We start from the raw sequence: 25207 nt of genomic DNA, 5'->3' as shown, positions 1-25207 counted from the left end.
GAGTGCCGCCTGAGCCTTATGGTGGAACGGTGACCGAATTGAACAGCCCCCTTAGCGCTCCGCTCACTCCAGCCCAGGCATGGCAGCGCCTCCGTGAAGGCAACGAACGTTTTGTCTCCGGCACCTCCCGGCATCCCAACCAGGACGCTCCCCGCCGCAGCTCACTGGTGAACGAACAGAATCCGTTCGCTGTGATCTTCGGCTGCTCCGACTCCAGGCTGGCGGCCGAAATCATCTTCGACCTCGGCCTCGGCGACGCCTTCGTGGTCCGCACGGCAGGACAGGTCACCGACGACGCCGTCCTGGGTTCGCTCGAGTACAGCGTGGGAGTGCTGGGGGTTCCGCTGATCGTGGTCCTGGGCCATGACAGCTGCGGCGCAGTGACGGCGGCCAAGCACACGGTCGACACAGGCTCGATGCCTGCGGGCTACGTCCGGACACTGGTCGAACGCATTACCCCCTCGGTCCTGGCCGCCCAGCGCAACGGCTTGGAGGAGGTCAATGACATGGTGGTTGAGCACACCCGGCAAACCGCGGAACGCCTGGTGGAAAGCTCACGGCTGATTTCGGATGCTGTGAGCACCGGAGCAACCGCCGTCGTCGGACTCTCCTACCGCCTGGCTGAAGGGCGGGCCGACCTCGTCTCCAGCATCGGCAAGATCGAGACCGAAGCCCAGGACCTGGCGGCGAACTAGGGCGCCTGCACTTTACGACGCGGGTTTCAACACCTGCGCCCGCGCCCACTAGGCTTGGAGCCATGACTTCGAACTCCGCTGAATACCGCATTGAACATGACACCATGGGTGAGGTCCGCGTCCCGGTAAATGCCCTTTACCGCGCCCAGACCCAGCGCGCCGTGGAGAACTTCCCGATTTCCGGCAAGCCGCTGGATGACGCACACATCGAGGCACTGGCACGCATCAAGAAGGCTGCCGCCATCGCCAACGCTGAACTGGGAGTGCTCGACGACGAGCGCGCCAAGGCCATCGCTTCCGCCGCCGATGAGGTGGCTGCCGGCCAGCACTACGGCCAGTTCCCGATCGACGTGTTCCAGACCGGCTCCGGCACGTCCTCGAACATGAACACCAACGAGGTCCTCGCCGAGCTGGCTACCCGCGCCCTCAAGGCTGCAGGCAGCGAGACCTCAGTTCACCCCAACGACCACGTCAATGCCTCCCAGTCCTCCAACGACGTCTTCCCGACCTCCGTCCACGTCGCTGCGACTTCCGCGCTGATCAACAACCTGATTCCATCCCTGGAGCACCTCGCCGCGTCGCTGGAACGCAAGGCAGTGGAGTTCAAGGACGTCGTCAAGTCCGGCCGCACCCACCTCATGGACGCCACCCCGGTGACCCTTGGCCAGGAATTCGGCGGCTACGCTGCCCAGGTCCGCTACGGCATTGAGCGTGTCCAGGCTTCCCTGCCCCGCGTCGCCGAGGTTCCGCTGGGCGGCACCGCCGTCGGCACCGGCATCAACACCCCGGCAGGCTTCCCGCAGCGAGTGATCGAACTGCTGGCTGCCGACACCGGCCTGCCGCTGACCGAAGCACGCGACCACTTCGAGTCCCAGGCCAACCGCGATGCCCTCGTCGAGGTCTCCGGCATGCTGCGCACCATCGCAGTGTCCTTCTCCAAGATCGCCAACGACCTGCGCTGGATGGGCTCCGGCCCCAACACGGGCCTGGGCGAAATTGCCATCCCCGACCTGCAGCCGGGCTCCTCGATCATGCCGGGCAAGGTCAACCCCGTCATCTCCGAGGCCGTTATGCAGGTTGCGGCACAGGTTGTGGGCAACGATGCCGCCATCGCCTGGGCCGGTACGTTCGGCTACTTCGAGCTCAACGTCGGCATCCCCGTCATGGCCTCGAACCTGCTGGAATCGATCCGCCTGCTCGCCAACTCCTCCGTGATCATGGCGGACAAGATGATCGACGGCATCGAAGCCAACGTTGAGCGTGCCCGCTACCTGGCCGAGGCCTCCCCCTCGATCGTCACGCCGCTGAACAAGTACATCGGCTACGAGAACGCCGCCAAGATTGCCAAGTTCGCGGTCAAGGAAGGCAAGACCATCCGCCAGGCCGTCGTCGAACTCGGCTTTGTCGAGCGCGGCGAGGTCACCGAGGAGCAGCTCGACGCCGCCCTCGACGTCCTCTCCATGACCAAGCCGCCGCAGGCCTAGCAACCAGCGCTGAAAGGGGCCGCCGGTTCATCCGGCGGCCCCTTTTTCATAATCTCCATAATTTTGCACTGTGGAACAACGCGTGCAAAAGTTTACTTCGTGACGAATAGTGCATCCAGTGATCTGGGCCTCCGGGAACGCAAACGGGCGGCCACCAGGCAGGCGATCACCAGCGCCGCGCGTGCGCTCACGGCACAGTCCGGGCTGGGCGGCTACACCGTGGAGGAAGTGTGCGAGCAGGCCGGAATCTCCCGCCGGACCTTCTTCAATTACTTCCCTTCCAAGGAAGACGCCGTACTGGGGACGCCCGAGGGGCTGCCGGAAGAGCTGACCGGCCCCTTCATCGACGGCGGCTCCCCTGATGCGGGACTCTCCGAGACCCTCCTGCAGGACCTGGTGGACCTGGCCGTCGCCCATGTGGAGGGCATGGCCGTTTCCCGTGCGGAGCTGCTGCAGCTCAAGGAAGCACTGGCCACCGAGCCGCGCCTGGTGATGAAGGTGATGCAAGGCACGCGGGAACTCGAGGAAGGGCTGCGCCGCCTCATCGCCCTGCGGGAAGGGCTGCTGCCTGAGGACCCCCGGATCGCGGCCGTCACGACCATCTTCACCGCCCTCGTCCAGCGGGCCGGTCCGGAATTCTTCGATCCGTCCAACACCCGAACCTACCGCCAGGTACTCACGTCCGGTGCCGAGACCGCGCGGGCAGCCTTCGCTGCTTTCAGTCCCCTAGCCTCCACCAAGGAAAAGCCATGACCACCACCGCCGCGCCCGCCTCCGGGCCGCTGCTGCTGACCCAGAAACGCATCTGGATCATTTTCTCCGCCCTGATTGCAGGCATGCTGCTCTCCAGCCTGGACCAGACCATCGTCTCCACAGCCATGCCCACAATCGTGGGCGAACTCGGCGGCGTCGAGCACCAGACCTGGATTACGACCGCCTACCTGCTCGCCACCACCATCGTCATGCCGATCTACGGCAAGTTCGGCGATGTCCTGGGCCGCCGGAACCTCTTCCTCTTCGCCATCGCCCTGTTCACGCTGGCCTCGGTCGGGTGTGCCTTCGCCACCGATTTCTGGGGCTTCGTGATCTTCCGAGCCCTCCAGGGGCTGGGCGGCGGCGGCCTGATGATCCTCTCCCAGGCCATCATCGCGGACATCGTTCCGGCGAATGAGCGCGGCAAGTACATGGGTCCGCTGGGCGGCATCTTCGGCCTCTCCGCCGTCGCCGGCCCCCTGCTGGGCGGCTTCTTCGTTGACCACATGACCTGGCAGTGGGCCTTCTACATCAACATTCCGATCGGCATCGCCGCCTTCCTGATTGCGTTCTTCACCCTGACGCTGCCGAGCAAGAAGGCCGTGAAGCGCATCGACATCCCCGGCGTCGTCCTGCTGTCCATCGCCACCACCTGCCTGATCTTCTTCACCGACTTCGGCGGCGACGCCGACCGTGGATGGACCGATCCCCTCACACTGGCCTTCGGCGCCGGCCTCCTGGCCTCAGCCTTTGCCTTCGTCCTGGCCGAGCGCCGTGCCGATGATCCGATCATCCCGCTGAGCCTGTTCAAGAACCCGATTTTCGTGAACAGCACGGCTATCGGCTTCACGCTCGGCATGGGAATGTTCGCTGCGCTGGCTTTCGTCCCCACTTTCCTGCAGATGTCCACGGGCACTTCAGCGGCGGCTTCCGGCCTGCTGATGCTGCCGATGATGGTGGGCATGATGGGCACCTCCATCTGGTCCGGACTCGCGATCACCAAAACCGGCAAGTACAAGAAGTACCCCATCTCCGGCGCCGTCCTGGTCCTGGCAGCCCTGCTGTGGATGACAATGCTCACGGCCGAGACTCCGGTGTGGGTGATTTGTTCACAGCTGTTCGTCTTCGGTGCCGGACTCGGTCTGATCATGCAGGTGGTGGTGCTCGTGGTGCAGAACTCTGTTCCCGTGGACCAGATCGGCACCGCCACGTCGTCGAACAACTACTTCCGCGAGGTAGGGGCATCGCTCGGCGTAGCCATCTTCGGCGCCATGTTCACCACCCGGCTGTCGGAGAACCTCATGGGAGTCTTTGCCGGCGCCGGCTTCGATGCAGCGGCGGCCGGGGAGGCCACCGCCACCCTGCAGCCCTCCGCCATGGAGGCCCTTCCGGAACCGGTCCGCGACGGAATCGTCAACGCCTACGCCGAATCCCTGGCACCTGTCTTCTGGTACCTGGTGCCGTTCCTGGCCCTGGCCCTGATCCTGGCATTCTTCCTCAAGGAGATTCCGCTCTCCGACGTTGCCGGAATGGTTGCCCGGGGCGAGGCAGTCGGCGGCGAGGAAGCCGTGCGGCTGGAGAAGGAGCAGGCCGCCGCGCGTGCCTCGGGCACCCCAGCCCCGGGCTCCGGACACAAGGCGCAGCCTGTGCAGGATGCTCAGACCCGGCAGGACCCTGACGGCCCGCAGCCGTAGGTACCCACCCCAGCGGGAAGGACCGGCACCCTGCGCGGGTGCCGGTCCTTCTTGGTCTTCCTGGTCGTGCCTGTCGTTCCGCCGGCGCTTCAGGCCTCGAACACCGGCACGCCCGTGGAGGTCCGTGCCAGCTCGATGAGCATCCGGTGCCGCTTGTTCAGCTCCGGAAGGGCGTCGAGGGCGAACCAGCCCACGTCCGTGGATTCGTCGTCGTTCACCCGTGCCGTTCCGGCTTCATAGGTGCAGCGGAACACAAGGTTGAGGAACTGGCAGCGGTCCCGGTTCGGGAATTCGATGGGATCCGTGGTTCCCACATGGATCAGGTGGTCCAGCTTGGACCGGACTCCGGTTTCCTCTTCGATTTCCCGCAGCAGGCCCGGGCCTGGCTCCTCCCCCGGTTCCAGGATGCCGGTGATGATGGTCCAGCGTCCGTTGTCCGCCCGCCGGCAGAGCAGCACTTCGCCGGCGGGATTGAAAACGACGGCGGCAACTCCCGGCAGCCACAGCAGGTCATGACCAACTTTCTCGCGCAGGGAAAGGATGAAGTCGGGTGTGGGCATGGTCCTACTGTAGGCCAGGGGCAGCGAGCACCAAGGCGGCCCCTGCCAGCATGAACGGTCCAAAGGCGATCCGCGTCTTCCCGGTCCCGCGGCCGCTCAGCACCAGCCCCAGCCCCCAGATTCCTCCGAGCACGAAGCCCGCAGCGGCTCCGGCCAGGACGTGGCCCCAGCCGGCGTACCCCAGGAAGAGCCCCAGGACTCCTGCCAGTTTCACGTCGCCCAGGCCCAGTCCGCCGGGACTGATGAGCCGCAGCAGGAAGTAACCGGCCAGCAGTGCAGCGGCGCCGAAGGCCATACCCGCAAGCCGCCCGGGTTCCCCGGCGGCGAGCGCCGCAGCGCCAAGCAGCAACGACGACGCCGGGTAGGCGGGCAGCACCAGCCGGTTCGGTAACCGGCGCGTACGGAGGTCTTCACCGGCAAGGCGCAGGGACAGCACCACGAAGTAACCCAGCGCAGCCAGCAGCAGCCAGGCAGCAAAGCTGTTTCGAACCCAGTACTCCCCCACGATCCCCCACATGGGCCCTACCGTACCGGTAGGGCCGTCCACAGCGGGACAGCCGTCGCTCCGCTGTGGACAGAGCCTGCCACCACCCTAGGGGATCTGCCCGTCCTCCAGCAGTTCCGTTACCAGGGCCGCGATCGGTGAGCGCTCAGAGCGTGTGAGGGTCATATGCCCGAAGAGCGGGTGGCCCTTGAGGGTTTCCACCACTGCTGCAATACCGTCATGCCGTCCTACCCTCAGGTTGTCGCGCTGGGCGACGTCATGGGTCAGCACCACCTTCGAGTTCTGTCCGATGCGGGACAGGACGGTCAGCAGGACGTTTTTCTCCAGCGACTGGGCCTCGTCCACGATCACGAACGCGTCGTGCAGGGACCGCCCGCGGATGTGGGTCAGCGGCAGGACCTCCAGCATTCCGCGGTCCAGCACCTCCTCCACAACCTCCTTGGAAACCAGCGCCTCCAGCGTGTCGAAGACCGCCTGTCCCCAAGGCCCCATTTTTTCGCTCTCGCTGCCGGGCAGGTAGCCAAGTTCCTGGCCACCCACGGCATACAGCGGACGGAACACCACCACCCTGCGGTGTTCGCGGCGTTCCAGGACCGCCTCGAGTCCGGCGCAGAGCGCCAGCGCCGACTTACCGGTGCCGGCCCGGCCGCCCAGGGAAACAATGCCCACTTCCGGATCCATGAGCATGTCGATCGCCAGCCGCTGCTCCGCTGACCGTCCGTGCAGCCCGAAGACATCGCGGTCTCCGCGCACCAACCGCACCTGCTTGTCGGCTCCCAGCCGGCCGAGGGCTGAGGAGCGCCCGGCCAGCAGTACCAGGCAGGTATTGACCGGCAGGTCCGCAGCCTCGGGAATGAACACCGGTTCATGGTCATAGAGCGCGTTGACCTCGGCGTCGCCGATCTCCAGTTCCGCCATACCGGTCCACCCGGTATCCCGCACCAGTTCATTGCGGTACTCATCCGCGGTGAGGCCAACGGCTGCCGCCTTCACCCGCAGGGGAAGATCCTTGGACACCACGGTGATAGTGCGTCCTTCGTCCGCGAGGTTGCGGGCGACGGCGAGGATCCGGCTGTCGTTGTCCGTTCCCCGGATCCCCAGCGGAAGGACGTCAAGCGAGATGTGGTTCACCTCCACCCGCAGGGTTCCGCCGGCGTCGCCGATGGGCACCGGGCGGTCCAACCCGCCGTGCTCTACGCGCAGTTCGTCCAGGAGGCGCAGCGCGGTCCTGGCGAAGTAACCCAGTTCCGGATCGTTGCGTTTGCCCTCAAGTTCGCTGATAACCACCAGCGGCAGGATGACCTCGTGTTCCGCGAAGCGCAGGATGGCTTTCGGGTCGGAGAGCAGAACAGAGGTGTCAAGCACGAATCCGAGGGGTTGCCCGTTGGATCCGCCGGTGTGTGCCTGGGTGGATTGCGTCGATACGGCCACGTGGAACTCCAGTCAGGGACCGCAGGCCCCGATTCGCTAGAAGTGTGGTTATCCGCAGGCCGGCACGAGGGGCCGCCAGCGGCCTCCCTGGCACACACTGTGTGAGCATCCGGCCTCCGGTTCCGTCAGCGTCGGGCTGACCGATACGTACAAGCTACGCCCGCCCTCATGCCTGCCGGCAGAGGGACACGACCAAGTTCACGGAAGTTCGCCTCCTGTTTACTGCAATGAGGCCGGTCTGGGCCGGCCAGAGGGACGTCATTGCGGCAAGAGAATCTGCGGCGGAGCCGTAACAACCCTCGTGCAGCAGAGGAAGACCGCGAGCCGCTGCGTGCCCCTGGCTGTGGGCGCGGGAACCGGTGTTCCCGTTACTCAGTGGCTCGGGCAGCCCTTCCGGGTTTGCTGCGTTTTGGGCTGATTCGTTTGTTGTGGGAATTTGCTGCGCGGCGCCGTGGCAAGATTTTCCCCGGACGACCGGTTTTTCCCGAAACGCAGCGTATCCGTGTCACAGGGCGCAGCGAAATCCCGGAACGCAGTGTTTCCGAACCCAACGTGCAGCATTCGCCCAAGCTGCAGTGTTTCCGAACCCAAGCGCACTCAGCTGTGCCGGTGGCCGGGATGGCCCCAGGACGCTGCGGCCGCGATGACCAGCGCTCCGATCGCAGGGTTCAGCGCCGCCATCCCCAGGGCAAAGTAGGCCGCACCGCCGCAGAGAGATCCCACGGTCAGGGCGGACCACAGCAGCAGGTAGCGCCCCAGCCGGTGTCCTTCTCGCCGAAAAGGGCGGCAACCGCGCGCTGGCCGAGCTTCACGAGGGTTCCGGTCATGTAGGTGATGCCGATGGACACTTCTCCCTCCCGCTCGAACACGGCGTTGAGGCTCCCCATGGACAGGGCAAGAAGCGGACCCAGCATGCCCTCGGTACCGGGCGTGGCCGTGCTGAGCAGGGCAGCCGTGAGCACGGCCGCGGATGCCAAACAGATGGCAGGGCGGCGGTGCCGGGACAGGAGCCGGCGCAGCACGGAGGCACCGGCAACACCCAGGAAGAACGCCGCAATGAGTCCGAAGGCCTGGAGGAAGCCGGTCAGCGACGCATTGGCTACGGCTGCACCGGCACGGGTCGAGTTACCGGTCATGAAGGAAACGAACCAGCCGCCCAGGTGGAGGAACCCGATGGCATCTGCATAGCCTGCCGTCCAGGCCAGCCCTGAGGCCAGGAGGATTTCGGAACGTGTATGGCGCTGCATGGTTAGGGTGCCGGGCTAGGATCCAAACCGTCGCTGACGGCTCGCGTAATCGCGGAGGGCGCGCAGGAAATCCACCCTGCGGAAATCCGGCCACAGCGCCTCGCAGAAATAGAACTCGCTGTAGGCGCTCTGCCACATCAGGAAGCCCGAGAGCCGCTGCTCACCCGAGGTCCGGATCACGAGTTCAGGATCGGGCTGTCCCCGGGTATACAGGTACTCGGAGATCTGCGCGTCGCACAGTTCCTCGGTGATTTCCTCGATCTGCTTGCCCTGCCGGTGGGCATCGCGCAGGAGCTCCTTCACGGCGTCGACAATCTCGCGCCTGCCGCCGTAGCCGATGGCAACATTGACGTGAAGACCCGTTGCGGTGGCCGTGGCTTCCCCGAGACGGGAGAGCTGGCCGGAGAGCTCCGGCGGCAGGATCTCCAGCGCACCCACGGGCTGGACCCGCAGGTCTCCCCGCTCCCCGAGCCGGTCCAGGGTGTTGGCGATGATACCCAGCAGGGGTTCCAGTTCATCCGGGTCACGGTTGAGGTTGTCCGTCGAGAGCATGTAGAGCGTCACTACGCGTACGCCGAGTTCCTCGCACCAGCCCAGGAACTCGAGGATCTTGTCCGCCCCCGCCTGATGGCCGTCCGACGTCGGTGCACCGGCGAGTTTTGCCCAGCGCCTGTTCCCGTCCACCATGACACCGATGTGTTCCGGAATCCGGTCATTGGCCAGGCTTCGCCTCAACCGCCGCTCATAGTAGGCGTAAACCACACCGGGAAACCGCACGGGTGACTCACCTGCCTCTGAGGATTGGGACCTGCGCAGAACGCAGGATCGACTGTTTCTAGGCTACCGCGCACTCCCGTCCCCGCCGTGCAGGGAGACATGCGGGCGAGTGGCGGAGTCCTCTACCCGAAGGTAACCTACCGGATCGTAGGTTAGAATCGGCAGCATGACTTCACGCTCGCAGCGAGTGCCGGTCCAGCAGGATCCGGACTCCCGTACAACACCGGGGCCGCTCGAATCGGCAGTTGAATCCGTGGCCGATGCCCTGGACATTAAACCCCGTCTGCGCGGACGGCTGCATGCCGGGGCCACACCGCTGGTGCTGGCAGCAGGCATCCTCCTGGTCGTGCTGGCTCCCACCACCGGAACACGGATCGCATCCGCGGTGTACGCGGTGACCGGGATACTTCTTTTCGGCATTTCAGCCGTGTACCACCGGGGCAACTGGTCCCCCGGCGTGAAAATTATCCTCAAGCGGCTCGACCACACGAACATCATGCTCGTTATTGCCGGCTCCTACACTCCGCTGGCGTGGGCGCTGCTCCCGCATGACAAAGCTGTGCTGCTGCTGATCCTTATCTGGAGCGGTGCGCTGGCTGGAATCGCCTTCCGCCTGCTGTGGCTGCATGCTCCCCGCTGGCTCTATACACCGGTCTACATCGCTCTGGGCTGTGCGGCGCTGTTCTACATCCCGGACTTCTGGTCGGTGAATATGCCGGCAGCGGTGCTCGTGATCGCCGGCGGGGCTGCGTACATTGCCGGCGCGGTGATTTACGCCATGAAGCGGCCGAACCCGTCCGTCGAATGGTTCGGATTCCACGAGATTTTCCATGCCTTCACGCTTGCCGGATTCTCCTGCCACTACATCGCCATCATGATGGCTGTCCTGTCCGCCGGAAGCTAGCGGCAAGTCAGCCGCAAGCTAGCCGGCCGGCACGTCCGGCCGCAGCTGGGCACGCAGCTCTTCAGCCGTCGAGACCGGCTGCCGGCAGGCCATCCCCCTGCAGACGTATGCCAGGGCGGGAACCTCCGTGTTGCGTCCTTCGAGCAGCGGCACCCTGTCCGGGGGGCCGTGGGCAATGACCAGCGATGGTCCGCCTGCGGCCCGTCCTGCGGCGAGCAGGGCGGCGACGGCGTCCGGATCTGATCCGGTGACGGCAAGTTCACGGGGTCCGTCCAAGAGCGCCTGCTGGACGGACATCGCCCATCCCACGGCTTGTGGAGCCGCGGGCGCGGCCCGCAGCACATGGAACACCAGCTGTTCCGCCAAGGCACGGTGCCGGGCCGGCCCGCCATAGGATGCCGAGGTCAGCAGCACACCGGCGAACAGGGCCGTCCCGCTCGGCACCGCGTCGTCCAGCGGGCTGGCAGATGACGTGCCGCCCTGGGCATGGCGCACCTGAGCTGACTCGGCCGCCGTGTCTGAGAGCTTGCCTGAGGCCAGGAACCGGTCAACGGCGGCCGCGACCAGGGTCTGGGCCTCAGCATGCCAGCGGGGTTCGCCGGTGACGGCGTACAGCGCGAACAGCCCCTCCGCGACCCCCGCATAGTCCTCCAGCAGGCCTTCTATTCCCTGGACTGAGCCGTGATTGGACACCCGGTAAAGGATTCCGTCCTGCCGATGCACTGCAAGCAGGTACTCCGCCGCGTCGCGGGCAGCTTCCAGGACCTGCGGCTCGGGGACACCGTTGTCCGCCAGCACCGCGGCGGCGTCGGCGAGCCCGGCAACCGCCAGCCCGTTCCACCCCGCCACAACCTTCTCGTCGCGGTCCGGCTGGGGGCGGGAGCCGCGTACTCCGGCCAGGATCTGCCGGGCTTCTTGCCAGGTTTGTGCCTGCGCCTCGTCCGGAACAGCAGCCAGCCTCAGGGTGCTCCCGGGCAGGCGGTGGGAGGCGCCGTCGTCGGCATCAACGTCCAGCAGGTCCAGCGCCGGATTGCCGGTGCCCAAGGCGGCCGTCAATTCAGCCCGGGTGAAGACGTAGGTGGCTCCCTCCACGCGCCGGCCGTCCACCTGGGTATCGGCATCCAGGGAAGAGGCATAGGCCCCTCCGGGCAGCCGCAGGCGAAGATCCAGCCAGTGTGCCGTTTCGCGCGTCACGCGCAGGGCGAGGGCGCGGTGGTCGGGATCTTCCGCGGCCCGGGCCCACTGCGCGTAGAGCCGCAGCAGCTGGGCGTTGTCGTAGAGCATTTTTTCGAAGTGCGGCACCTGCCAGCGCCGGTCCACCGTGTACCGCGCAAACCCGCCTTCCACCTGGTCGAAGAGACCGCCCAGGGCCATGGCGGTGAGGGTCCGTGCGGCCAGCCCGGCTGCCGCCGCTGCGGTCGGAGCGCTGCTGCCGGAATGTGCCAGCAGGAAACGCAGAAGGGGCGACGGCGGGAACTTGGGTGCTCCGCCGAAGCCGCCAAAGTCGGTGTCCTCGGCGCCTTCGAGGACCTCGACGGCGGACGAAAGCGCCCGGGCGGCTGCTTCGGCATGCTCCGCTGCGTCCGGCAGGCCGGCGCCGTCGATGGTTCCCAGCAGGCGGGCGTTGGCAAGCTGGCCGGAGGCAAGGTGTTCGGCGATCTGGGCAGCGCTTTGCTCGACCTCCTGGCGCCGGTCGCGCCACGCGCCCGAGACTGCTTCCAGCACCTGCCGGAAGGACGGGGTTCCCTGGAGCTGCTGCGGCGGGAAGTACGTCCCGGCGTAATACGTCCTGCCGTCGGGAAGGGCGAAAACACTCATGGGCCAGCCGCCCTGCCCGGTCAGCGCCTGTGTCGCCGCCATGTAGGCAGAATCCACATCGGGCCGTTCCTCACGGTCCACCTTGATGCTGACGAAGTGCTGGTTGAGGAAGTCCGCAATCTCCGGGTCCTCGAAGGATTCGTGCGCCATGACGTGGCACCAGTGGCACGCGGCGTAACCAATCGAGATGAACACCGGAACGTCGCGGCGGCGCGCCTCGTTGAAGGCTGCGTCGCCGAAGGGCCACCAGTCCACCGGGTTGCCGGCATGCTGGCGCAGGTAGGCGGAGGCCTGGTTCTTTAACCGCTCCGCCATGGTGCTTATCCCGCCGTGTCCTGGCCGGAGCGCTTACCGGCGGTTCCGGCGGTTGCTGTCTGGTCCGATTCCGGCACGGAGCCCACGGGGTCGGCCTCACGGACGGGGAAGGTGGTCCCTGCACGGCCGTCCGTGTCGACGTCGCCGGCGGCCTGGGCGCGGTAACGGACCCGGCGGATCCTCTTCACCATGTCGCGGATCAGGAAGACCACGCACAGGGCGAGGAAGAGCGTCGCGAGGAAACCCAGCAGGCCGGGCGTGATGTCGCCTTCCTCCAGGCCGGGCTTCAAGTCGCCCTCGATCGGGGACGTGACAGTCAGGGTGAGGCTGTACAGCAGGTTCACGAAGTATCTCTCTCTTGGCAAAACACAGCGCCATGGAACGCGGTGTCTAGCCCCTATCGTATGCCAGCGAAGAGGTCGGTTTCAGGGACAGTGGCTGGAACGCGGGATTCGATCAGGGAATAGTCCTCCCACGGCCAAACCTGCTTCTGGAGATCGGTGCTGACGGCGAAGAAGAAACCATCCGGGTCCACCTGCGTGCGGTGCGCCTTCAGCGCCTTGTCACGCAGGGGGAAGAACTCCCCGCACTCCACCTGAGTGGTGGTGGGATGCGGCGGGGCCGGGGGCTGGTTGCCCTCGGTGTCCGTTTCCAGCCAGGCCGCCAGCCGTTCCGCGTACGGTGAGTCCAGCCCGGCCTGGATCAGCGCCTCGTGCAGGGCCCGGAACCGTTCGGGGTTGAAGCCGCGGTCGTAGTAGAGCTTCTGCGGTTCCCACGGGGCACCGGTGCCGGGGTACTTCGCGGGATCGCCGGCAGCATGGAAGGCCTCGACGGCAACCTTGTGCGCCATGATGTGGTCGGGGTGGGGATAGCCGCCGTTTTCGTCATAGCTGATGATCACGTGCGGGCGGAACTCCCGGACCAGCTTCACCAGCGGGGCTGCGGCCGTCTCAAGCGGGCGGAGGGCGAAGCACCCGGCGGGAAGATCCGGCAGCGGATCTCCTTCGGGCAGCCCGGAATCCATGAATCCCAGCCAGCGGTGTTCGATTCCGAGGGCTGCCTGGGAGGCTGCCATTTCGCTGCGGCGCAGCCCGGCCAGGTCCCGCTTGGCGGCAGGAATCCCTGCCGCTGCAGGATTGAGCACGTCTCCGCGTTCCCCGCCGGTGCAGGTGGCCACCATGACCCGGACCCCGGAGGCCGCATAGGACGCCATGGTTGCCGCGCCTTTGCTGGCCTCATCATCCGGGTGCGCGTGGACGGCCAGCAGCCGCAGTTCTCCGGCGGGCCCGGAACTCGTTTCGGTCGGCAACGCACTACTCCTGACGTCCGGCAAAAGGCCGGTCTGAATGTTCGGTAAAATGAAGCGGTGAGCACTGAGGATGGTACTGAAGAGGCAGCCGGCGGCCAGCCTGCTTCCGAGCGCCCCGTGGACGGAATGTCTTCTGAGACAAGGTTAGCCAATCGCTACGGCACCCCCAAGCCCGGCATGAGCCGGCGCACAAAGACCATCCTCGCTTCGGTGGCCGGTGCTGCGGCCGTGGGTGCCGCAGTCTTCATGGCTATTCCCACCGGAGCCGGGACAGTGACTTCCAAGGACGTGGGCTTCACCATCCCCGATGCCTCAACCGCCGTCGTCGACTTCACAGTCACCAAGCCAACGGATGTCACGGTCGACTGCGCCGTCCAGGTCCTCAACGACAGCTACGCCGTCGTCGGCTGGAAGACTGTCCGGATCGGACCTGCCGAGACCGGCACCGTGTCCCTGAGCGTCGCTGTGCGCACTGATTCGCTCGGCGTGACCGGAGGCGCCAACGCCTGCTGGGTTATCGACGCGGAACAGTAGGGCCCGGACCCCTCGCAGAGGGAAACCGCCCGGCGGTCTTGGGTTTGTGCCTCCGGCTGACTAGTATGGAGGCTACGTTACGCCCCGCCCAGGTGATCACCGGATTCAATTCCGAGCGAACCGGTCACCACATGAGCGGGGTCTTTGCTTGTAAGGCCAACCGGCCGCGCAGCAATTTCAGCCAAGCCGGACCAGGTTTTCAGCGGTCCGGATGTTCATCTAAGGAGAGACCCGTGTCTACCAACAGCACATCTGTTGCCTGGCTCACGCAAGAGTCTTACGACCGCCTGAAGGCGGAACTCGACCACCTGTCCGGCCCCGGCCGCACCGAAATCGTGGCTCGAATCGAACAGGCACGGTCCGAGGGCGATTTGAAGGAGAACGGCGGTTACCACGCTGCCAAGGAGGAACAGGGCAAGGCTGAGGCCCGGATCCGCCAGCTGACGCAGCTTTTGGAGACCGCCCAGGTCGGCGAAGCACCGGCGGACGACGGCGTGGTCGAACCCGGCATGCTGGTCGAGGCCCGGATCGCGGGAGACCTGGAACAGTTCCTGCTGGGCAGCCGCGAGATTGCCGGGGACAGCGACATCGACGTGTACAGCGAGAAGTCTCCGCTGGGCGCAGCCATCCAGGGCCTGAAGGCCGGCGATGCCACAACCTACACCGCACCCAACGGCAAGAACATTTCAGTCGAGATCGTCTCGGCAACACCGTACGCGGGCTAGCAGCCGCCAACCGCCCTCAAACGCGGGTCCGTCCCTAGGGGCGGACCCGTTTTTGTGTCCGGTCGGGGTCCGTGCGGAGCACGATGGCCGCCAGCACTCCCCCGGCGGCACCAAAGAGGTGTGACTGCCAGGAAACTCCGGCGGCGGTCGGCAGGATGCCCCACAGGATGGATCCATACACCAGGAACAGCACGCCCGCGATCAGGATCTGCGGCAGGCTGCGGTTGTAGAAGCCGCGGACGATCAGGTACGCGAAGAGTCCAAAGACGACGCCGGATATGCCAATCGTGAGCCCGCCTCCGAAGAGCCAGACTCCGATGCCCGAGGCCAGCCAGCAGATGGCTGTCACGGCAGCGAACCGGCGGAGCCCTTCCAGCAGGACGAGGAAAGCGAACGCCAGCAGCGGCAGGCTGTTGCTGATCAGGTGCCCGGTTCCGGTATGGAGCAGCGGGGCGAAAAGAATTCCGTCCAGGCCTTCCAGCTGCCGGGGAAGGATTCCGAGTTCCGGCAGGAGGCTGTTCTGGAGGGGCAGGGTGAGGAAATACGCCAGCCACAGGAGGGCCGTAAAGCAGGCGGCTGCCAGGAGGGCACTTTTCGCACGGCGGGCCAGCATGGGCTACCCGTGCAGCACTACGGGATGGAAGCCTTCGGCCCGAAGGTTCTGCAGGACCTTTTCACAGTGCTCGTGACCCTTGGTCTCCATGTTGATCGTGATTGCCACGTCTCCCATGCTGATCGACCCTCCCACCCTGGTGTGGTCCACTCCGGTGACATTGGCGTCCGACTCGGCGATGATCCGCGAGATTGTCGCCAGTGAACCCGGACGGTCATCCAGCAGCATCCGCACCACCAGGTAACGCCCGGCGGCTGCGAGGCCGCGCTGGATAACCTTCAGCATAAGCATCGGATCGATGTTTCCGCCCGAGAGGATGACCGCGGTGGTGCCCGGATTCTCGATTTTTCCGTCGAGGAGCGCGGCCACGCCCACGGCGCCGGCCGGTTCAACCACCAGCTTGGCCCGCTCCAGCAGGAAGATCAGGGCACGTGCCAGCGAATCTTCACTGACCGTCACGACGTCGTCGACCAGTTCGCGGATGATCGAGAAGGGAAGCTGGCCCGGCCGGCCAACGGCAATGCCATCGGCAATCGTTGATACCTTGCTCAGCGGCACCAGGGCGTCGGCGGCGAGGGAGGGCGGGTAGGCAGCGGCGTTTTCGGCCTGGACGCCGATGATCCGCACCTCGCGGCCCAGCTCCCTGGCCCGTTCCTTGATGGCAACGGCTACGCCTGCCAGCAGGCCGCCGCCGCCAACGCCCATCAGCACGGTGTCCAGCTCAGGAATTTGGTCGAGCAGTTCCAGTCCGAGGGTTCCCTGCCCCGCGACGATGTCCACGTTGTCGAACGGGTGGACAAACACTGCCCCGGTTTCGTCCGCAAAGCGCTGGGCCTCTGCGAGGGCCTCGTCAACGTTATGGCCGTGCAGGACGACTTCGGCTCCGTGCCCCTGGGTTGCGGCCAGCTTGGGCAGGGCGACGCCGAGCGGCATGTAAATCCGTGCGGCGATGCCCAGGCGGGCAGCCGCGACAGCCACGCCCTGGGCATGGTTGCCTGCCGACGCCGCGACGACGCCGCGTGCTTTCTCCTCGTCACTGAGTTTTGCCATGCGGACATAGGCACCACGGACCTTGAAGGACCCGGCACGCTGCAGGTTTTCGCACTTGAGGAAAACGTTGGAGCCGGTGAGCCTTCCCAGCGCCCGGGACTGCTCAATGGGCGTATGGGCAATCACGCCGTCCAGGAGTTTGGCCGCGGCCTGGATGTCGTCAAGGGTCACGGGCAGCTGGGGTGCGTCGGTCAAGGCTGGTTCTCTTGTTCTCTTGCTGTGGATTCTGAGGATGCTGAAGGTTTTTTGGACTCTGTGGATCGGGTTTCGTCGTCGCGGCGGGCGGCGGGTTCGGACTCTTCCTGCTCGTCGTCGGGTTCTTCATCCTGCGGCGGCGCGCCGGGCGGTCCGAAAAGATTGTCCGGAGTCAGCAGCGGGTCCTGTTCCCAGCGCCGGGCCGCGATGTACCGGACCATCGAGTTGACGATTGCCATCAGCGGCACGGCGAAGAGTGCGCCTGCAATGCCTGCGACCAGGGTTCCGCCCGTCACCGCCAGGATGACGGCGAGCGGGTGCAGCGAGACTGCGCGGCCCATGATCAGGGGCTGCAGGATGTGGGATTCGACCTGCTGAATCAGCAGCACGATTCCCAGCATAATCACTGCGTTGAGCCAGCCGTTGGCTACCAGGGCCAGCAGGACGGCAATAGATCCTGTGATGACGGCACCGATCAGCGGGATAAAGGAACCCAGGAACACCAGGACGGACAGCGGCAGCGCCAGCGGCACACCGATAATCGCAGCGCCGGCACCGATGCCGACCGCATCGATAAACGCGACGACCAGCTGCACACGGACGTAATTGGTCATGGATTCCCAGCCGCGGATTCCCGCCCCGTAGGCGGCAGCCTTGGCGCGGCGCGGCATCAGCCCGGCGACAAAGCGCCAGATCCGCCGACCGTCGAGCAGGAAGAACACCAGCGCGAAGAGCGTCAGCAGGACTCCGGCGGCAAAGTGCCCGGCGCTGCTGCCGACGCTGACGGCACCGGAGAGGATACTCGCGGAATTGTTCTGCAGCGCGGAAGTTGCCTCCTTCAGCAGCTCGTCAATCTGGGTGGAGGTCACCTGCAGCGGCCCGGACTCAAGCCAGTCCTGGAACTGGGTGAACCCGTTCAGCAGTTCATCCCACAGGTCGCGGAAGCCCAGCGCCAGCTGCCGCCCCACCAGGGTGAGCGCGGCGACGATCAGGCCGAGGAAGGACACGATGGTTACCGCTACGGCGAGCCCGGAGGGCACCTTGTTCCGCCGGAGCCAGGAACTGATGGGGGCCAGCAGTCCGGCGATCAGGGCTGCGATCATCAGCGGAATGATCAGGAGCGAAAAGTGCCCAAGAATCCAGACCAGCCCGCCGCTGACCAGGAGCACGACGCCAAGGCGCCATGCCCAGGACGCGCTGACGCGCAGGGCATAGGGAACATCGTCACCGGCACGGCTGGAGCGCACCGCTGCGGCCTGGACGGCCTTGGGCGCGGCAACCCGGCGGGCATGGGGTCTCATGGGGTTATCTTTCCATAATGCGGTGTTAGTTCCCTGACAGTTACGGGTCCCGGCAGTCTCACAGTGCGGCCTGAATACCCCACTCGGCGCTAAAGGCGCTTCCCGGCTCCAGCCATCGCAGCCCTTCGCCGGAGTTGAAGGCGTTGGCGGGCGCTGTCATTGGCTCCAGGGCTACGGCGCAGCTGCGGCCGGGGAACTGGTCCGTCACGAAAACATGCACGTAGCCATAGCTCGGCCCGGCCCACAGCTGCACGGACCGCCCGTCCGGTGCGGTGAGGACATGCCGGTATTTGCCGCCGCGCTGCGTCAGGTCCGTGTAGGCGGTGTCCAGCGCGAGCGAACCCACTCTCCGGCCGCTGCGAAGGTCCCAGTCCCCGGTGACGGGCTCCTGTCCGTCCGGAATCATCGACGCGTCCGTGGTGAGCCGCGTACCGGCATCGACCTGCAGGATGAGGTCCTCGGTGGGCACTTCCCCCAGCCGCAGGAAGGGATGTGCCCCCAGCGCGAACGGTGCCCGCGCTGCGGAAAGGCTGGTCAGTGACTGGCGCACGGACAGTCCCCCGTCCTCCGCAATCCGGTAAAGCACCTCGTGGACCAGGTGGAAGGGATACCCGTGCTGGGGATAAATCGCTGCACTGAGCCGCACGGCGTCGCCGCTAACCTCCACGGGAGCGTAGCCGGTGTTCCGCAGCAAACCGTGGATGGCGTTGCCGCGGGCAGGATCGGTGATGTCGAGCTGCTGTTCGCGGCCGTCGAGCGTCCAGCGCCCGCCGGCCACGCGATTGGGCCAGGGCGCCAGCAGGATCCCGGCCGCTGACGGCGGAATGGCGTCATCCGGGTAGGTCTCCACCAGCTGGATGCCGTCCACGGTGAAACTTCGCAGCGCCCCGCCCAGGGACCCGACGACGGCGGATGCCCGGCCGCGCTCCAGCCGGAACTGTTCTCCCGTGGCAGGTACGGCTGGGGCGTTGTTCCCGGTTGTCATCCTTCCAGCCTAGCCCTGGAGGCCCCGCGGTGCCCGGATGACGCTACTCATCGAAGTGCGTGCTGACCCGTTCGCTGACAGCGGCCACCACTCCGGCAGCGACCGACCGGATTTTGACGTTGCGGGTGTTCGAAACACTCCGGAGAATTTCCACTGCCGCCTGCTGGCTGCATCCGTTTTGGCCCATGATGATCCCCACCGCCAGATCGACCACGGTCCGGGACTCCAATGCCGCCTGCAGGTTGCGTGCCCGGTGCATTTGCCCGTCAATGCGCAGGGCAAGGCACAGCGTCCCTGATGCCTCGGCCGCGATCCTCTCGGCGGTACGCAGCATTGCGGGCTGGAAAAGATGCTGGCGCGGTGAATAGAAGCAGAGGACACCGCGGGCGCCGTCCTCCAGCGCAAGCGGTACGGCGGCCATGGACCGCAGGCCTTCCACCGCTGCCGTCCCCGGGAAGGCGCCGCGGCGTGTTTCGGTCCAGGCGTCGGTCACCACTACGGAGGTATCCCCTGTGATGGCTTCGGCTCCCGGACCTCCTGCCGCGAAAACCGGTTCTGCCAGCCGGGCTGCGCGGGCATCGCTGTCGCCTGCCACCCGTTTGCGCCTGGGGCGCTCAATGACGATCGAGCATCCGCGTACCTCTGCGGCACCGGCGATCGCTACCGCCAGCACAGCGAGCTCCGCTAAATACGCCTCCAGTCCATCTGCGCAGAGCAGCAGGTCCTGGAAGGCCGCGGCATGTTCGGCCTGCACCTGTGTCACCATTCCCCCTATTCCGTGGGGCCCAATGCTACGGAGGCGGTTCCAGAGGCAGAAGGGTACAGCGCCGTTAACGAACCGCGGGACCGCAGCTTTGCAGCTGCGGTCCCGCGGTTTGATGCTGAGACGGCGGTTAGTCGTCGCCGCGCAGGATCGCGAGGATCCGGATGATCTCCACGTAGAGCCAGACCAGGGTCACGGTCAAGCCGAAAGCCGCGGTCCACGAGTAGCGCTGCGGAGCACCGGCCTTCACGCCCTGCTCAATCGAAGTGAAGTCCATGATCAGCGAGAAGGCCGCGAGGCCAACGGCCAGAAGGCCAATGATGACGCCCAGCGGAATACCGGCAATCTGAAAGCCCCGCACGCCCCACGGATCGTCAACCACGCCAAAGATCATGAGGCCCACGTTCACCAGCGAGAACACCGCGTAGCCGGTCAGGGCGATCATGAAGAAGCGCATCGCCTTCGGCGTGGCACGCACCTTGCCGTTCTTGAACAGGAGCAGGGTCACGGCGAACACAGAGAGCGTGCCCACTACGGCCTGCAGGCCGATGCCCGGGTACATCGCGTCCAGGATCTGTGTCAGTGCGCCGAGGAACATACCTTCGAGCACCGCGTAACCCAGGATGAGCGCCGGAACCGGCTCGCGCTTGAACGAGTTGACGAGGCCCAGGACGAAGCCGCCGAGCGCGCCCACGATCATGAGCAGGCCGGCCGCGCCGGGAAGCACGAACACGGGGATCGCAGCACCGAGCAGGACAACCGCCAGGCAGCCAAGGGTCTTCATGATGACGTCGTCATACGTCATCCGTCCGGTCTCGGAGGGTCCTGCGGAAGGAGCTGCATAGAGATCCTGGAGCTGCTGAGGGCTCATGGGGTCCTGCTGGGGTCCTGCAAACGGGCCGCCGGACGGAACGGTGGCCGCTCCGCCGCGGGTCTGGGAACGGAAATTCTTCCCGTTGAAAACAGGGTTGCCGCCTAGTGCCATGAATATGTCCTCCGTTTGGGGGGGCTTGGGTCTATTAATCAGCCTACCAATGGAACGCTCAACGGGCAGCGATGATTCCACGGACTGGAAATGCTTTGATAACGGTTTGGCACCGAGGACGCAGAAACCGGCCTCCGGGCTTCCATAATGAAGCACCCGGTGGAGTCGTTACCTGATCGCGACCAAAGGTCACTACTTCGGTCACCCCACCGAAACAAACGCCGGGTAGCATGATCACCATTCGTGACTGACATCACATGGTCACACATAGAATGCGCCGACAACCGGTGCATTTATACCCCCGGCGGAGGTTATTCACTTTGGGAAGAATATCGGCACTCGCCCGGTATATGGGGATGGTCGTGGCGGTGGCCGGCATATTTGCCGGGCTCCTGCTCGCTGCCCCTGCCGTGCATGCAACGACAGCTCCACCCCCGGCGTCGGAATCCCCGGCCTCGGAGGGCAGTACCGAGGCAACAGCGCAGGACTCCGGGAACACCGGAGGGGACGAAGTGACCGACGGCGCCGAGTACCAGGACCGCATCAGCGGAGTCCTGCGAAACGCAGGTTCCCCGGTTGCCGGAGTGAAAATCAAGGCAAGCGGCAACGGTTACGAAGCCGAGACGCAGACCGCCGAGAACGGTTCCTGGTCCATCGGGGTTCCCGAACAAGGTGCGTTTGAGGTGGAACTGGATGAATCCACGCTCCCCGAAGGCATGGCCTTGGCCGAGGGCCAGCAGAACCCGCGTACCGTGACTTTCGCCGGAACCTCGAACATCACCACACTCTTCCTCCTGGGTGAAGGCATAGTCCTGCAGGGAGACACCTTCGGCACCAAGCTCATCGAGCGGGCCGTCGCCGGACTCAGCTTTGGACTGCTGCTGGCCCTTAGCGCCGTCGGACTTTCCCTGATCTTCGGCACCACCGGGCTGACAAACTTTGCCCACGGCGAGATGGTGACCTTCGGCGCCGTACTGGCGTTCGGTTTCTCCGCATTGGGCCTGCCGCTGTGGCTGGCACTGATACTGGCGGTGGTCGGAGGCGCAGGCCTTGGCTACGTGCAGGACGCAGGGTTGTGGAAACCGCTGCGCAAACGGGGAACCGGACTGGTTCCCATGATGATCGTGAGCATTGGCCTGGCACTGGCGCTGCGCTACACCATCCTCTTCTTCTTCGGCGGGGCAACCCAGCAGCTGCCTAACTCGCAGAGTCCGATGCTCGAGCTGGGTCCCATTTCGATCGCGCGGAACAACCTGGTTTCCCTAGCCGTCTCACTGGTCGTCATCCTGATCGTGGCCGCCCTGCTGCTGCGTACCCGGATCGGCAAGGCCACCCGTGCCGTCGCGGACAACCCGCCGCTGGCAGCGGCCTCGGGCATCGACGTCGACCGCGTGATCCGCATTGTCTGGATGGCCGGCGGTGCGCTTGCCGCGCTCGGCGGCATCCTGTGGGCGTACTACCGCCCCGGTGTCTCCTTCAACATGGGCCAGCAGATCCTGCTGCTGATCTTCGCGTCCGTGACCCTTGGTGGACTCGGTACGGTGTTCGGCGCCCTGATCGGTTCGATCATCGTGGGACTCTTCGTGGAACTCTCCACCCTCTGGCTCGAGGCGGACCTGAAGTACGTCGGCGCGCTGCTCATCATGATTCTCGTCCTCCTGGTTCGGCCGCAGGGTATCCTCGGCCGCCGAGAGCGCATAGGTTAGGGGCCTCTACATGGACTTTGGAAACATCCTGCTGGGTGCAGTCAACGAATTCTTCACACCCACCACTGCTGCCTATGCGCTGGCGGCCCTCGGGCTGGCCGTGCACTTCGGCTACACCGGCCTGCTGAACTTTGGCCAGGCCGGCTTTATGGCAATCGGAGCCTACGGCTTTGCCATTCCCACGCTGAGCTTCAACGCTCCCCTGCCGGTGGCTTTGCTGATCGCGATGCTCGCTTCCGTGGCCTTTGCGGTGATCCTTGGATTGCCCACGCTGCGCCTGCGGGCGGACTATCTGGCCATCGTCACCATCGCCGCAGCGGAGATCGTCCGCTACATCGTGACCACCAACGGCCTGACCGAAGTCACCGGGTCGGCCAACGGCCTGGCGGCGTTCGAAGGCGGGTTCTACTCGCTCAACCCCTTCGCCCCCGGCGTGTACAACCTCGGTCCGTTCAGCCTGAACGAACGCGACCTGTGGATCCGCGTGGTGGCCTGGACCGTCGTCGCGCTGGCCTGCCTGGTGATCTGGCTCCTGGTCCGCAGCCCCTGGGGCCGAGTGGTCAAGGGAATCCGCGAGGATGAGAACGCCGTACGGTCGCTGGGCAAGAACGTCTACGCCTACAAGATGCAGGCGCTGATCATCGGCGGCATGCTCGGTTCGCTGGCAGGCATCATCTTCACGCTCCCACGCGGCGCAGTGCAGCCGGCCAACTACGGCACCGAACTGACGTTCTTCCTCTACACGGCGCTCCTGCTGGGCGGTATGTCCACGGTGCTTGGCCCGGTGATCGGCGCCATGATGTTCTGGGCCGTGCTCTCCCTGACCCAGAGCCTGCTCTACGGTGCCATCGAGTCCGGGGCCGTCACCTTCCTGAACACTACCCAGGCCGGGCAGCTGCGTTACATCCTTGTTGGTGTGGCGTTGATGCTGCTGATGATCTTCAGGCCGCAAGGCGTGCTCGGCAATAAGAAGGAGCTGTCATTCGCATGAGCCATCAAGCACAAAGCCCGCAGCCGGAGCGCCTGCCCGGCGCCCATGCGGCTGCTCCGGCGGAGAAAGCCCACACGGCCGCTGCAGATTCCGGTCATGAGGCGAGCTGGGCCGGCAATGAATACATGACGGACGACAGGCCCATCGCTGCCGACGCCGTGGCCCCCGGTTGCCGGAAGCGCGATCCGATCCTCGTGGCGTCCAATGTGACCCGCACCTACGGCGGTATCCACGCCGTCGACGTCGAGCATGTGGAGATTCCGCGGAACAAGATCACGGCGCTCATTGGTCCGAACGGCGCGGGCAAGACCACACTGTTCAACCTGCTCACCGGATTCGATACCCCGCAGTCCGGGGAATGGAGATTCGAGGACCGTGACCTTGCAGGTGTTTCGGCCTACAAGGTGGCCCGGCTGGGAATGGTCCGTACGTTCCAGCTGACCAAGGTCATGGGCAAGCTGACGGTGCTGGAGAACATGCGGCTCGGCGCCAATGAGCAGCCGGGCGAGGCACTGCGCCGGGCACTGTTCCGGCCGCTCTGGAAAAAGCGCGAGAACGAGATTACCGAACAGGCCGACGGCCTGCTGGCCAAGTTCAAGCTCGACACCAAGCGCAGCGACTACGCCGCTTCCCTTTCCGGCGGCCAGCGCAAGCTCCTGGAAATGGCGCGCGCGCTGATGGTCAATCCCAAACTGGTGATGCTGGACGAGCCCATGGCCGGCGTGAACCCTGCATTGACGCAGTCACTGCTGGACCACATCAAGAACCTGAAAGCCGAGGGCATGACGGTCCTGTTCGTGGAACACGATATGCACATGGTTCGGCATATTGCCGACTGGGTGATCGTGATGGCCGAAGGCAAGGTAGTGGCCGAAGGGCCGCCTGCCGAGGTAATGAAGGACCAGGCCGTGATCGATGCCTACCTCGGCGCGCACCACGACGTGGACCTGGGCGATTCCGAGGGCTTCGAAAAGCTCGAAGCAGTCCTGGAGAAGGATCCGGATTCAGACATTCAGGGCGGTGAGGGGCTGGCCCCCGTGACGATCCAGGAACGTAAGGACAGGGCATGACTGCTGAAAATTTCGAGGGCGACTCCGTCGTCAAAGTCACCGATCTGGTGGCCGGCTACATTCCTGGAGTCAACATCCTTAACGGATGTTCCATAGAAGCCCGGCGCGGTGAGCTCATTGGCATCATCGGCCCGAACGGTGCCGGCAAGTCCACCTTGCTGAAGGCCATGTTCGGCCTGGTGAAGGTCCATTCCGGCACTGTTATGGTGCGCGGTCAGGACCTTACCGGGCTGAAGGCCAACAAGCTGGTAAGCCGGGGGGTGGGGTTCGTTCCGCAGAACAATAACGTGTTCGCCTCGCTGACCATTGAAGAGAACCTGCAGATGGGCCTTTACCAGCAGCCGAAGAACTTCAAGGAACGCTTCGAGTTTGTGGCTGACCTGTTTCCGGAGCTGAAGAAGCGGCGCAGTCAGCGAGCCGGATCTCTCTCCGGCGGTGAACGCCAGATGGTGGCCATGGGCCGGGCCCTGATGATGGAGCCGGCTGTGCTGCTGCTGGACGAGCCCTCTGCCGGCCTCTCCCCCGTGAAGCAGGATGAGACCTTCCTGCGCGTTCATGAGATCAACCGTGCCGGCGTCTCGGTGATCATGGTGGAGCAGAACGCCCGGCGCTGCCTGCAGATCTGCGACCGCGCGTATGTGCTCGACCAGGGCAAGGACGCGTACACCGGAACCGGGCGTGAGCTGATGAAGGATCCCAAGGTCATCCAGCTGTACCTGGGAACCCTGGCTGATACGGCCTAGTCTCAGTCTGGCGAGTGCCCGTCTGGAGCTTCGTCTCCAGGCGGGCATTTTGCT

General features: G+C 65.4%; 26 protein-coding genes. 11 read left to right on the top strand and 15 right to left on the bottom strand.

The features are described 5' to 3' along the window. The first annotated feature begins 29 nt into the window (after positions 1–29). The 4 genes from NF551_RS04705 (at position 30) to NF551_RS04690 (ending at position 4626) form a co-directional block, all read left to right on the top strand. On the top strand, positions 30–695 hold the full coding sequence (locus NF551_RS04705; protein WP_279324717.1) for a carbonic anhydrase: 666 nt from the start codon (positions 30–32) through the stop codon (positions 693–695). Between the two features lie 62 nt (positions 696–757). Further along, positions 758–2179 (top strand): class II fumarate hydratase, encoded by a 1422-nt coding sequence (locus NF551_RS04700; protein WP_227895149.1) that lies wholly within the window; start codon positions 758–760, stop codon positions 2177–2179. Positions 2180–2278: 99 nt separating this feature from the next. Further along, positions 2279–2932, top strand: a complete 654-nt coding sequence (locus NF551_RS04695; protein WP_227895152.1) for a TetR/AcrR family transcriptional regulator — start codon at positions 2279–2281, stop codon at positions 2930–2932. Beyond that, positions 2929–4626, top strand: coding sequence for an MDR family MFS transporter (locus NF551_RS04690; protein WP_227895154.1), 1698 nt, complete (start codon positions 2929–2931; stop codon positions 4624–4626). Before NF551_RS04695 ends, NF551_RS04690 begins: the two co-directional genes overlap by 4 nt. An 89-nt stretch (positions 4627–4715) precedes the next feature. Here the strand turns inward: NF551_RS04690 and NF551_RS04685 are convergent, their stop codons facing one another. The 6 genes from NF551_RS04685 to NF551_RS04665 form a co-directional block, all read right to left on the bottom strand. Continuing rightward, entirely contained in the window at positions 4716–5186 is a 471-nt protein-coding gene (locus tag NF551_RS04685; RefSeq protein WP_227895157.1) for an NUDIX hydrolase, read from the bottom strand. A 4-nt stretch (positions 5187–5190) separates the two neighbouring features. Further along, on the bottom strand, positions 5191–5703 hold the full coding sequence (locus tag NF551_RS04680; RefSeq protein WP_227895159.1) for a prepilin peptidase: 513 nt from the start codon (positions 5701–5703) through the stop codon (positions 5191–5193). 75 nt (positions 5704–5778) lie between these two features. After that, positions 5779–7056, bottom strand: a complete 1278-nt coding sequence (phoH2, locus tag NF551_RS04675) for an RNA 5'-3' helicase PhoH2 (RefSeq protein ID WP_227895342.1) — start codon at positions 7054–7056, stop codon at positions 5779–5781. A 663-nt stretch (positions 7057–7719) separates the two neighbouring features. Continuing rightward, positions 7720–7845 (bottom strand): hypothetical protein, encoded by a 126-nt coding sequence (locus NF551_RS18955; RefSeq protein WP_269438983.1) that lies wholly within the window; start codon positions 7843–7845, stop codon positions 7720–7722. A gap of 2 nt (positions 7846–7847) precedes the next feature. Beyond that, the gene (locus NF551_RS04670; protein ID WP_227895162.1) at positions 7848–8369 is read right to left on the bottom strand and encodes a YoaK family protein; all 522 of its coding nucleotides are present in this window, start codon (positions 8367–8369) and stop codon (positions 7848–7850) included. Between the two features lie 15 nt (positions 8370–8384). After that, complete coding sequence (locus NF551_RS04665; RefSeq protein ID WP_227895164.1) at positions 8385–9146, bottom strand: isoprenyl transferase; 762 nt, start codon at positions 9144–9146, stop codon at positions 8385–8387. A gap of 253 nt (positions 9147–9399) precedes the next feature. On the opposite strand from NF551_RS04665, the gene trhA reads away from it, so the two are divergent. Then, positions 9400–10050, top strand: coding sequence for a PAQR family membrane homeostasis protein TrhA (gene trhA / locus NF551_RS04660; protein ID WP_227895343.1), 651 nt, complete (start codon positions 9400–9402; stop codon positions 10048–10050). An 18-nt stretch (positions 10051–10068) separates the two neighbouring features. Here trhA and NF551_RS04655 read toward each other — a convergent pair whose 3' ends face one another. The 3 genes from NF551_RS04655 to mca are packed head-to-tail and all read right to left on the bottom strand — an operon-like array spanning position 10069 to position 13492. Then, positions 10069–12183: a thioredoxin domain-containing protein gene (locus NF551_RS04655; protein ID WP_227895165.1), complete on the bottom strand. Its 2115-nt coding sequence runs from the start codon at positions 12181–12183 to the stop codon at positions 10069–10071. Positions 12184–12188: 5 nt separating this feature from the next. Further along, entirely contained in the window at positions 12189–12527 is a 339-nt protein-coding gene (locus NF551_RS04650) for a hypothetical protein (protein ID WP_227895168.1), read from the bottom strand. 53 nt (positions 12528–12580) lie between these two features. After that, entirely contained in the window at positions 12581–13492 is a 912-nt protein-coding gene (gene mca / locus NF551_RS04645) for a mycothiol conjugate amidase Mca (protein ID WP_227895170.1), read from the bottom strand. Between the two features lie 57 nt (positions 13493–13549). On the opposite strand from mca, the gene NF551_RS04640 reads away from it, so the two are divergent. Together NF551_RS04640 and greA are read left to right on the top strand one after the other, a co-directional pair. Then, on the top strand, positions 13550–14026 hold the full coding sequence (locus tag NF551_RS04640) for a DUF4307 domain-containing protein (protein ID WP_227895172.1): 477 nt from the start codon (positions 13550–13552) through the stop codon (positions 14024–14026). Positions 14027–14259: 233 nt separating this feature from the next. Next, a complete protein-coding gene (gene greA, locus NF551_RS04635; protein ID WP_227895173.1) occupies positions 14260–14751 on the top strand; it encodes a transcription elongation factor GreA in 492 nt (163 codons plus the stop codon). 34 nt (positions 14752–14785) lie between these two features. Here greA and NF551_RS04630 read toward each other — a convergent pair whose 3' ends face one another. From NF551_RS04630 to NF551_RS04605, 6 genes are all read right to left on the bottom strand, one after another. Then, positions 14786–15364: a rhomboid family intramembrane serine protease gene (locus tag NF551_RS04630; RefSeq protein WP_227895176.1), complete on the bottom strand. Its 579-nt coding sequence runs from the start codon at positions 15362–15364 to the stop codon at positions 14786–14788. A 3-nt stretch (positions 15365–15367) separates the two neighbouring features. Next, entirely contained in the window at positions 15368–16609 is a 1242-nt protein-coding gene (gene ilvA, locus NF551_RS04625) for a threonine ammonia-lyase (RefSeq protein WP_227895177.1), read from the bottom strand. Next, on the bottom strand, positions 16606–17910 hold the full coding sequence (locus NF551_RS04620) for an AI-2E family transporter (RefSeq protein ID WP_227895178.1): 1305 nt from the start codon (positions 17908–17910) through the stop codon (positions 16606–16608). Before NF551_RS04620 ends, ilvA begins: the two co-directional genes overlap by 4 nt. Before the next feature lie 58 nt (positions 17911–17968). Then, the gene (locus NF551_RS04615) at positions 17969–18895 is read right to left on the bottom strand and encodes an aldose 1-epimerase family protein (RefSeq protein ID WP_227895180.1); all 927 of its coding nucleotides are present in this window, start codon (positions 18893–18895) and stop codon (positions 17969–17971) included. Positions 18896–18938: 43 nt separating this feature from the next. After that, a complete protein-coding gene (locus tag NF551_RS04610) occupies positions 18939–19661 on the bottom strand; it encodes a GAF and ANTAR domain-containing protein (protein WP_227895182.1) in 723 nt (240 codons plus the stop codon). A gap of 127 nt (positions 19662–19788) precedes the next feature. Beyond that, positions 19789–20643: a Bax inhibitor-1/YccA family protein gene (locus NF551_RS04605; protein ID WP_227895184.1), complete on the bottom strand. Its 855-nt coding sequence runs from the start codon at positions 20641–20643 to the stop codon at positions 19789–19791. Positions 20644–20993: 350 nt separating this feature from the next. Between NF551_RS04605 and NF551_RS04600 the strand changes: the two genes are divergently transcribed. From NF551_RS04600 to NF551_RS04585, 4 genes are all read left to right on the top strand, one after another. Next, complete coding sequence (locus NF551_RS04600) at positions 20994–22349, top strand: branched-chain amino acid ABC transporter permease (protein ID WP_423721511.1); 1356 nt, start codon at positions 20994–20996, stop codon at positions 22347–22349. 10 nt (positions 22350–22359) lie between these two features. After that, on the top strand, positions 22360–23340 hold the full coding sequence (locus tag NF551_RS04595; RefSeq protein ID WP_227895186.1) for a branched-chain amino acid ABC transporter permease: 981 nt from the start codon (positions 22360–22362) through the stop codon (positions 23338–23340). Positions 23341–23465: 125 nt separating this feature from the next. Next, positions 23466–24410, top strand: coding sequence for an ABC transporter ATP-binding protein (locus tag NF551_RS04590; RefSeq protein WP_227895345.1), 945 nt, complete (start codon positions 23466–23468; stop codon positions 24408–24410). Then, positions 24407–25153, top strand: coding sequence for an ABC transporter ATP-binding protein (locus NF551_RS04585; protein ID WP_227895187.1), 747 nt, complete (start codon positions 24407–24409; stop codon positions 25151–25153). The genes NF551_RS04590 and NF551_RS04585 overlap by 4 nt, the downstream gene beginning before the upstream one ends. Positions 25154–25207: the final 54 nt, after the last annotated feature.

This window comes from Arthrobacter caoxuetaonis (assembly GCF_023921125.1).
Lineage (GTDB): Bacteria > Actinomycetota > Actinomycetes > Actinomycetales > Micrococcaceae > Arthrobacter_B > Arthrobacter_B caoxuetaonis.
The sequence above is the reverse complement of the archived record's forward strand: the minus strand, read 5'-3'. Positions and strand labels throughout refer to the sequence as shown.

What these genes read in the sequence shown, in the direction of transcription:
- NF551_RS04680 (WP_227895159.1), bottom strand. Translation starts at nt 5,703, where the DNA reads ATGTGGGGGATCGTGGGGGAGTACTGGGTTCGAAACAGCTTTGCTGCC.
- NF551_RS04655 (WP_227895165.1), bottom strand. Translation starts at nt 12,183, where the DNA reads ATGGCGGAGCGGTTAAAGAACCAGGCCTCCGCCTACCTGCGCCAGCAT.
- NF551_RS04690 (WP_227895154.1), top strand. Translation starts at nt 2,929, where the DNA reads ATGACCACCACCGCCGCGCCCGCCTCCGGGCCGCTGCTGCTGACCCAG.
- NF551_RS04590 (WP_227895345.1), top strand. Translation starts at nt 23,466, where the DNA reads ATGACGGACGACAGGCCCATCGCTGCCGACGCCGTGGCCCCCGGTTGC.
- NF551_RS04610 (WP_227895182.1), bottom strand. Translation starts at nt 19,661, where the DNA reads ATGGTGACACAGGTGCAGGCCGAACATGCCGCGGCCTTCCAGGACCTG.
- NF551_RS04685 (WP_227895157.1), bottom strand. Translation starts at nt 5,186, where the DNA reads ATGCCCACACCCGACTTCATCCTTTCCCTGCGCGAGAAAGTTGGTCAT.
- NF551_RS04670 (WP_227895162.1), bottom strand. Translation starts at nt 8,369, where the DNA reads ATGCAGCGCCATACACGTTCCGAAATCCTCCTGGCCTCAGGGCTGGCC.
- NF551_RS04615 (WP_227895180.1), bottom strand. Translation starts at nt 18,895, where the DNA reads ATGACAACCGGGAACAACGCCCCAGCCGTACCTGCCACGGGAGAACAG.
- NF551_RS04605 (WP_227895184.1), bottom strand. Translation starts at nt 20,643, where the DNA reads ATGGCACTAGGCGGCAACCCTGTTTTCAACGGGAAGAATTTCCGTTCC.
- NF551_RS04620 (WP_227895178.1), bottom strand. Translation starts at nt 17,910, where the DNA reads ATGAGACCCCATGCCCGCCGGGTTGCCGCGCCCAAGGCCGTCCAGGCC.
- NF551_RS04595 (WP_227895186.1), top strand. Translation starts at nt 22,360, where the DNA reads ATGGACTTTGGAAACATCCTGCTGGGTGCAGTCAACGAATTCTTCACA.
- NF551_RS04585 (WP_227895187.1), top strand. Translation starts at nt 24,407, where the DNA reads ATGACTGCTGAAAATTTCGAGGGCGACTCCGTCGTCAAAGTCACCGAT.
- NF551_RS04700 (WP_227895149.1), top strand. Translation starts at nt 758, where the DNA reads ATGACTTCGAACTCCGCTGAATACCGCATTGAACATGACACCATGGGT.
- NF551_RS04600 (WP_423721511.1), top strand. Translation starts at nt 20,994, where the DNA reads ATGGGGATGGTCGTGGCGGTGGCCGGCATATTTGCCGGGCTCCTGCTC.
- NF551_RS04630 (WP_227895176.1), bottom strand. Translation starts at nt 15,364, where the DNA reads ATGCTGGCCCGCCGTGCGAAAAGTGCCCTCCTGGCAGCCGCCTGCTTT.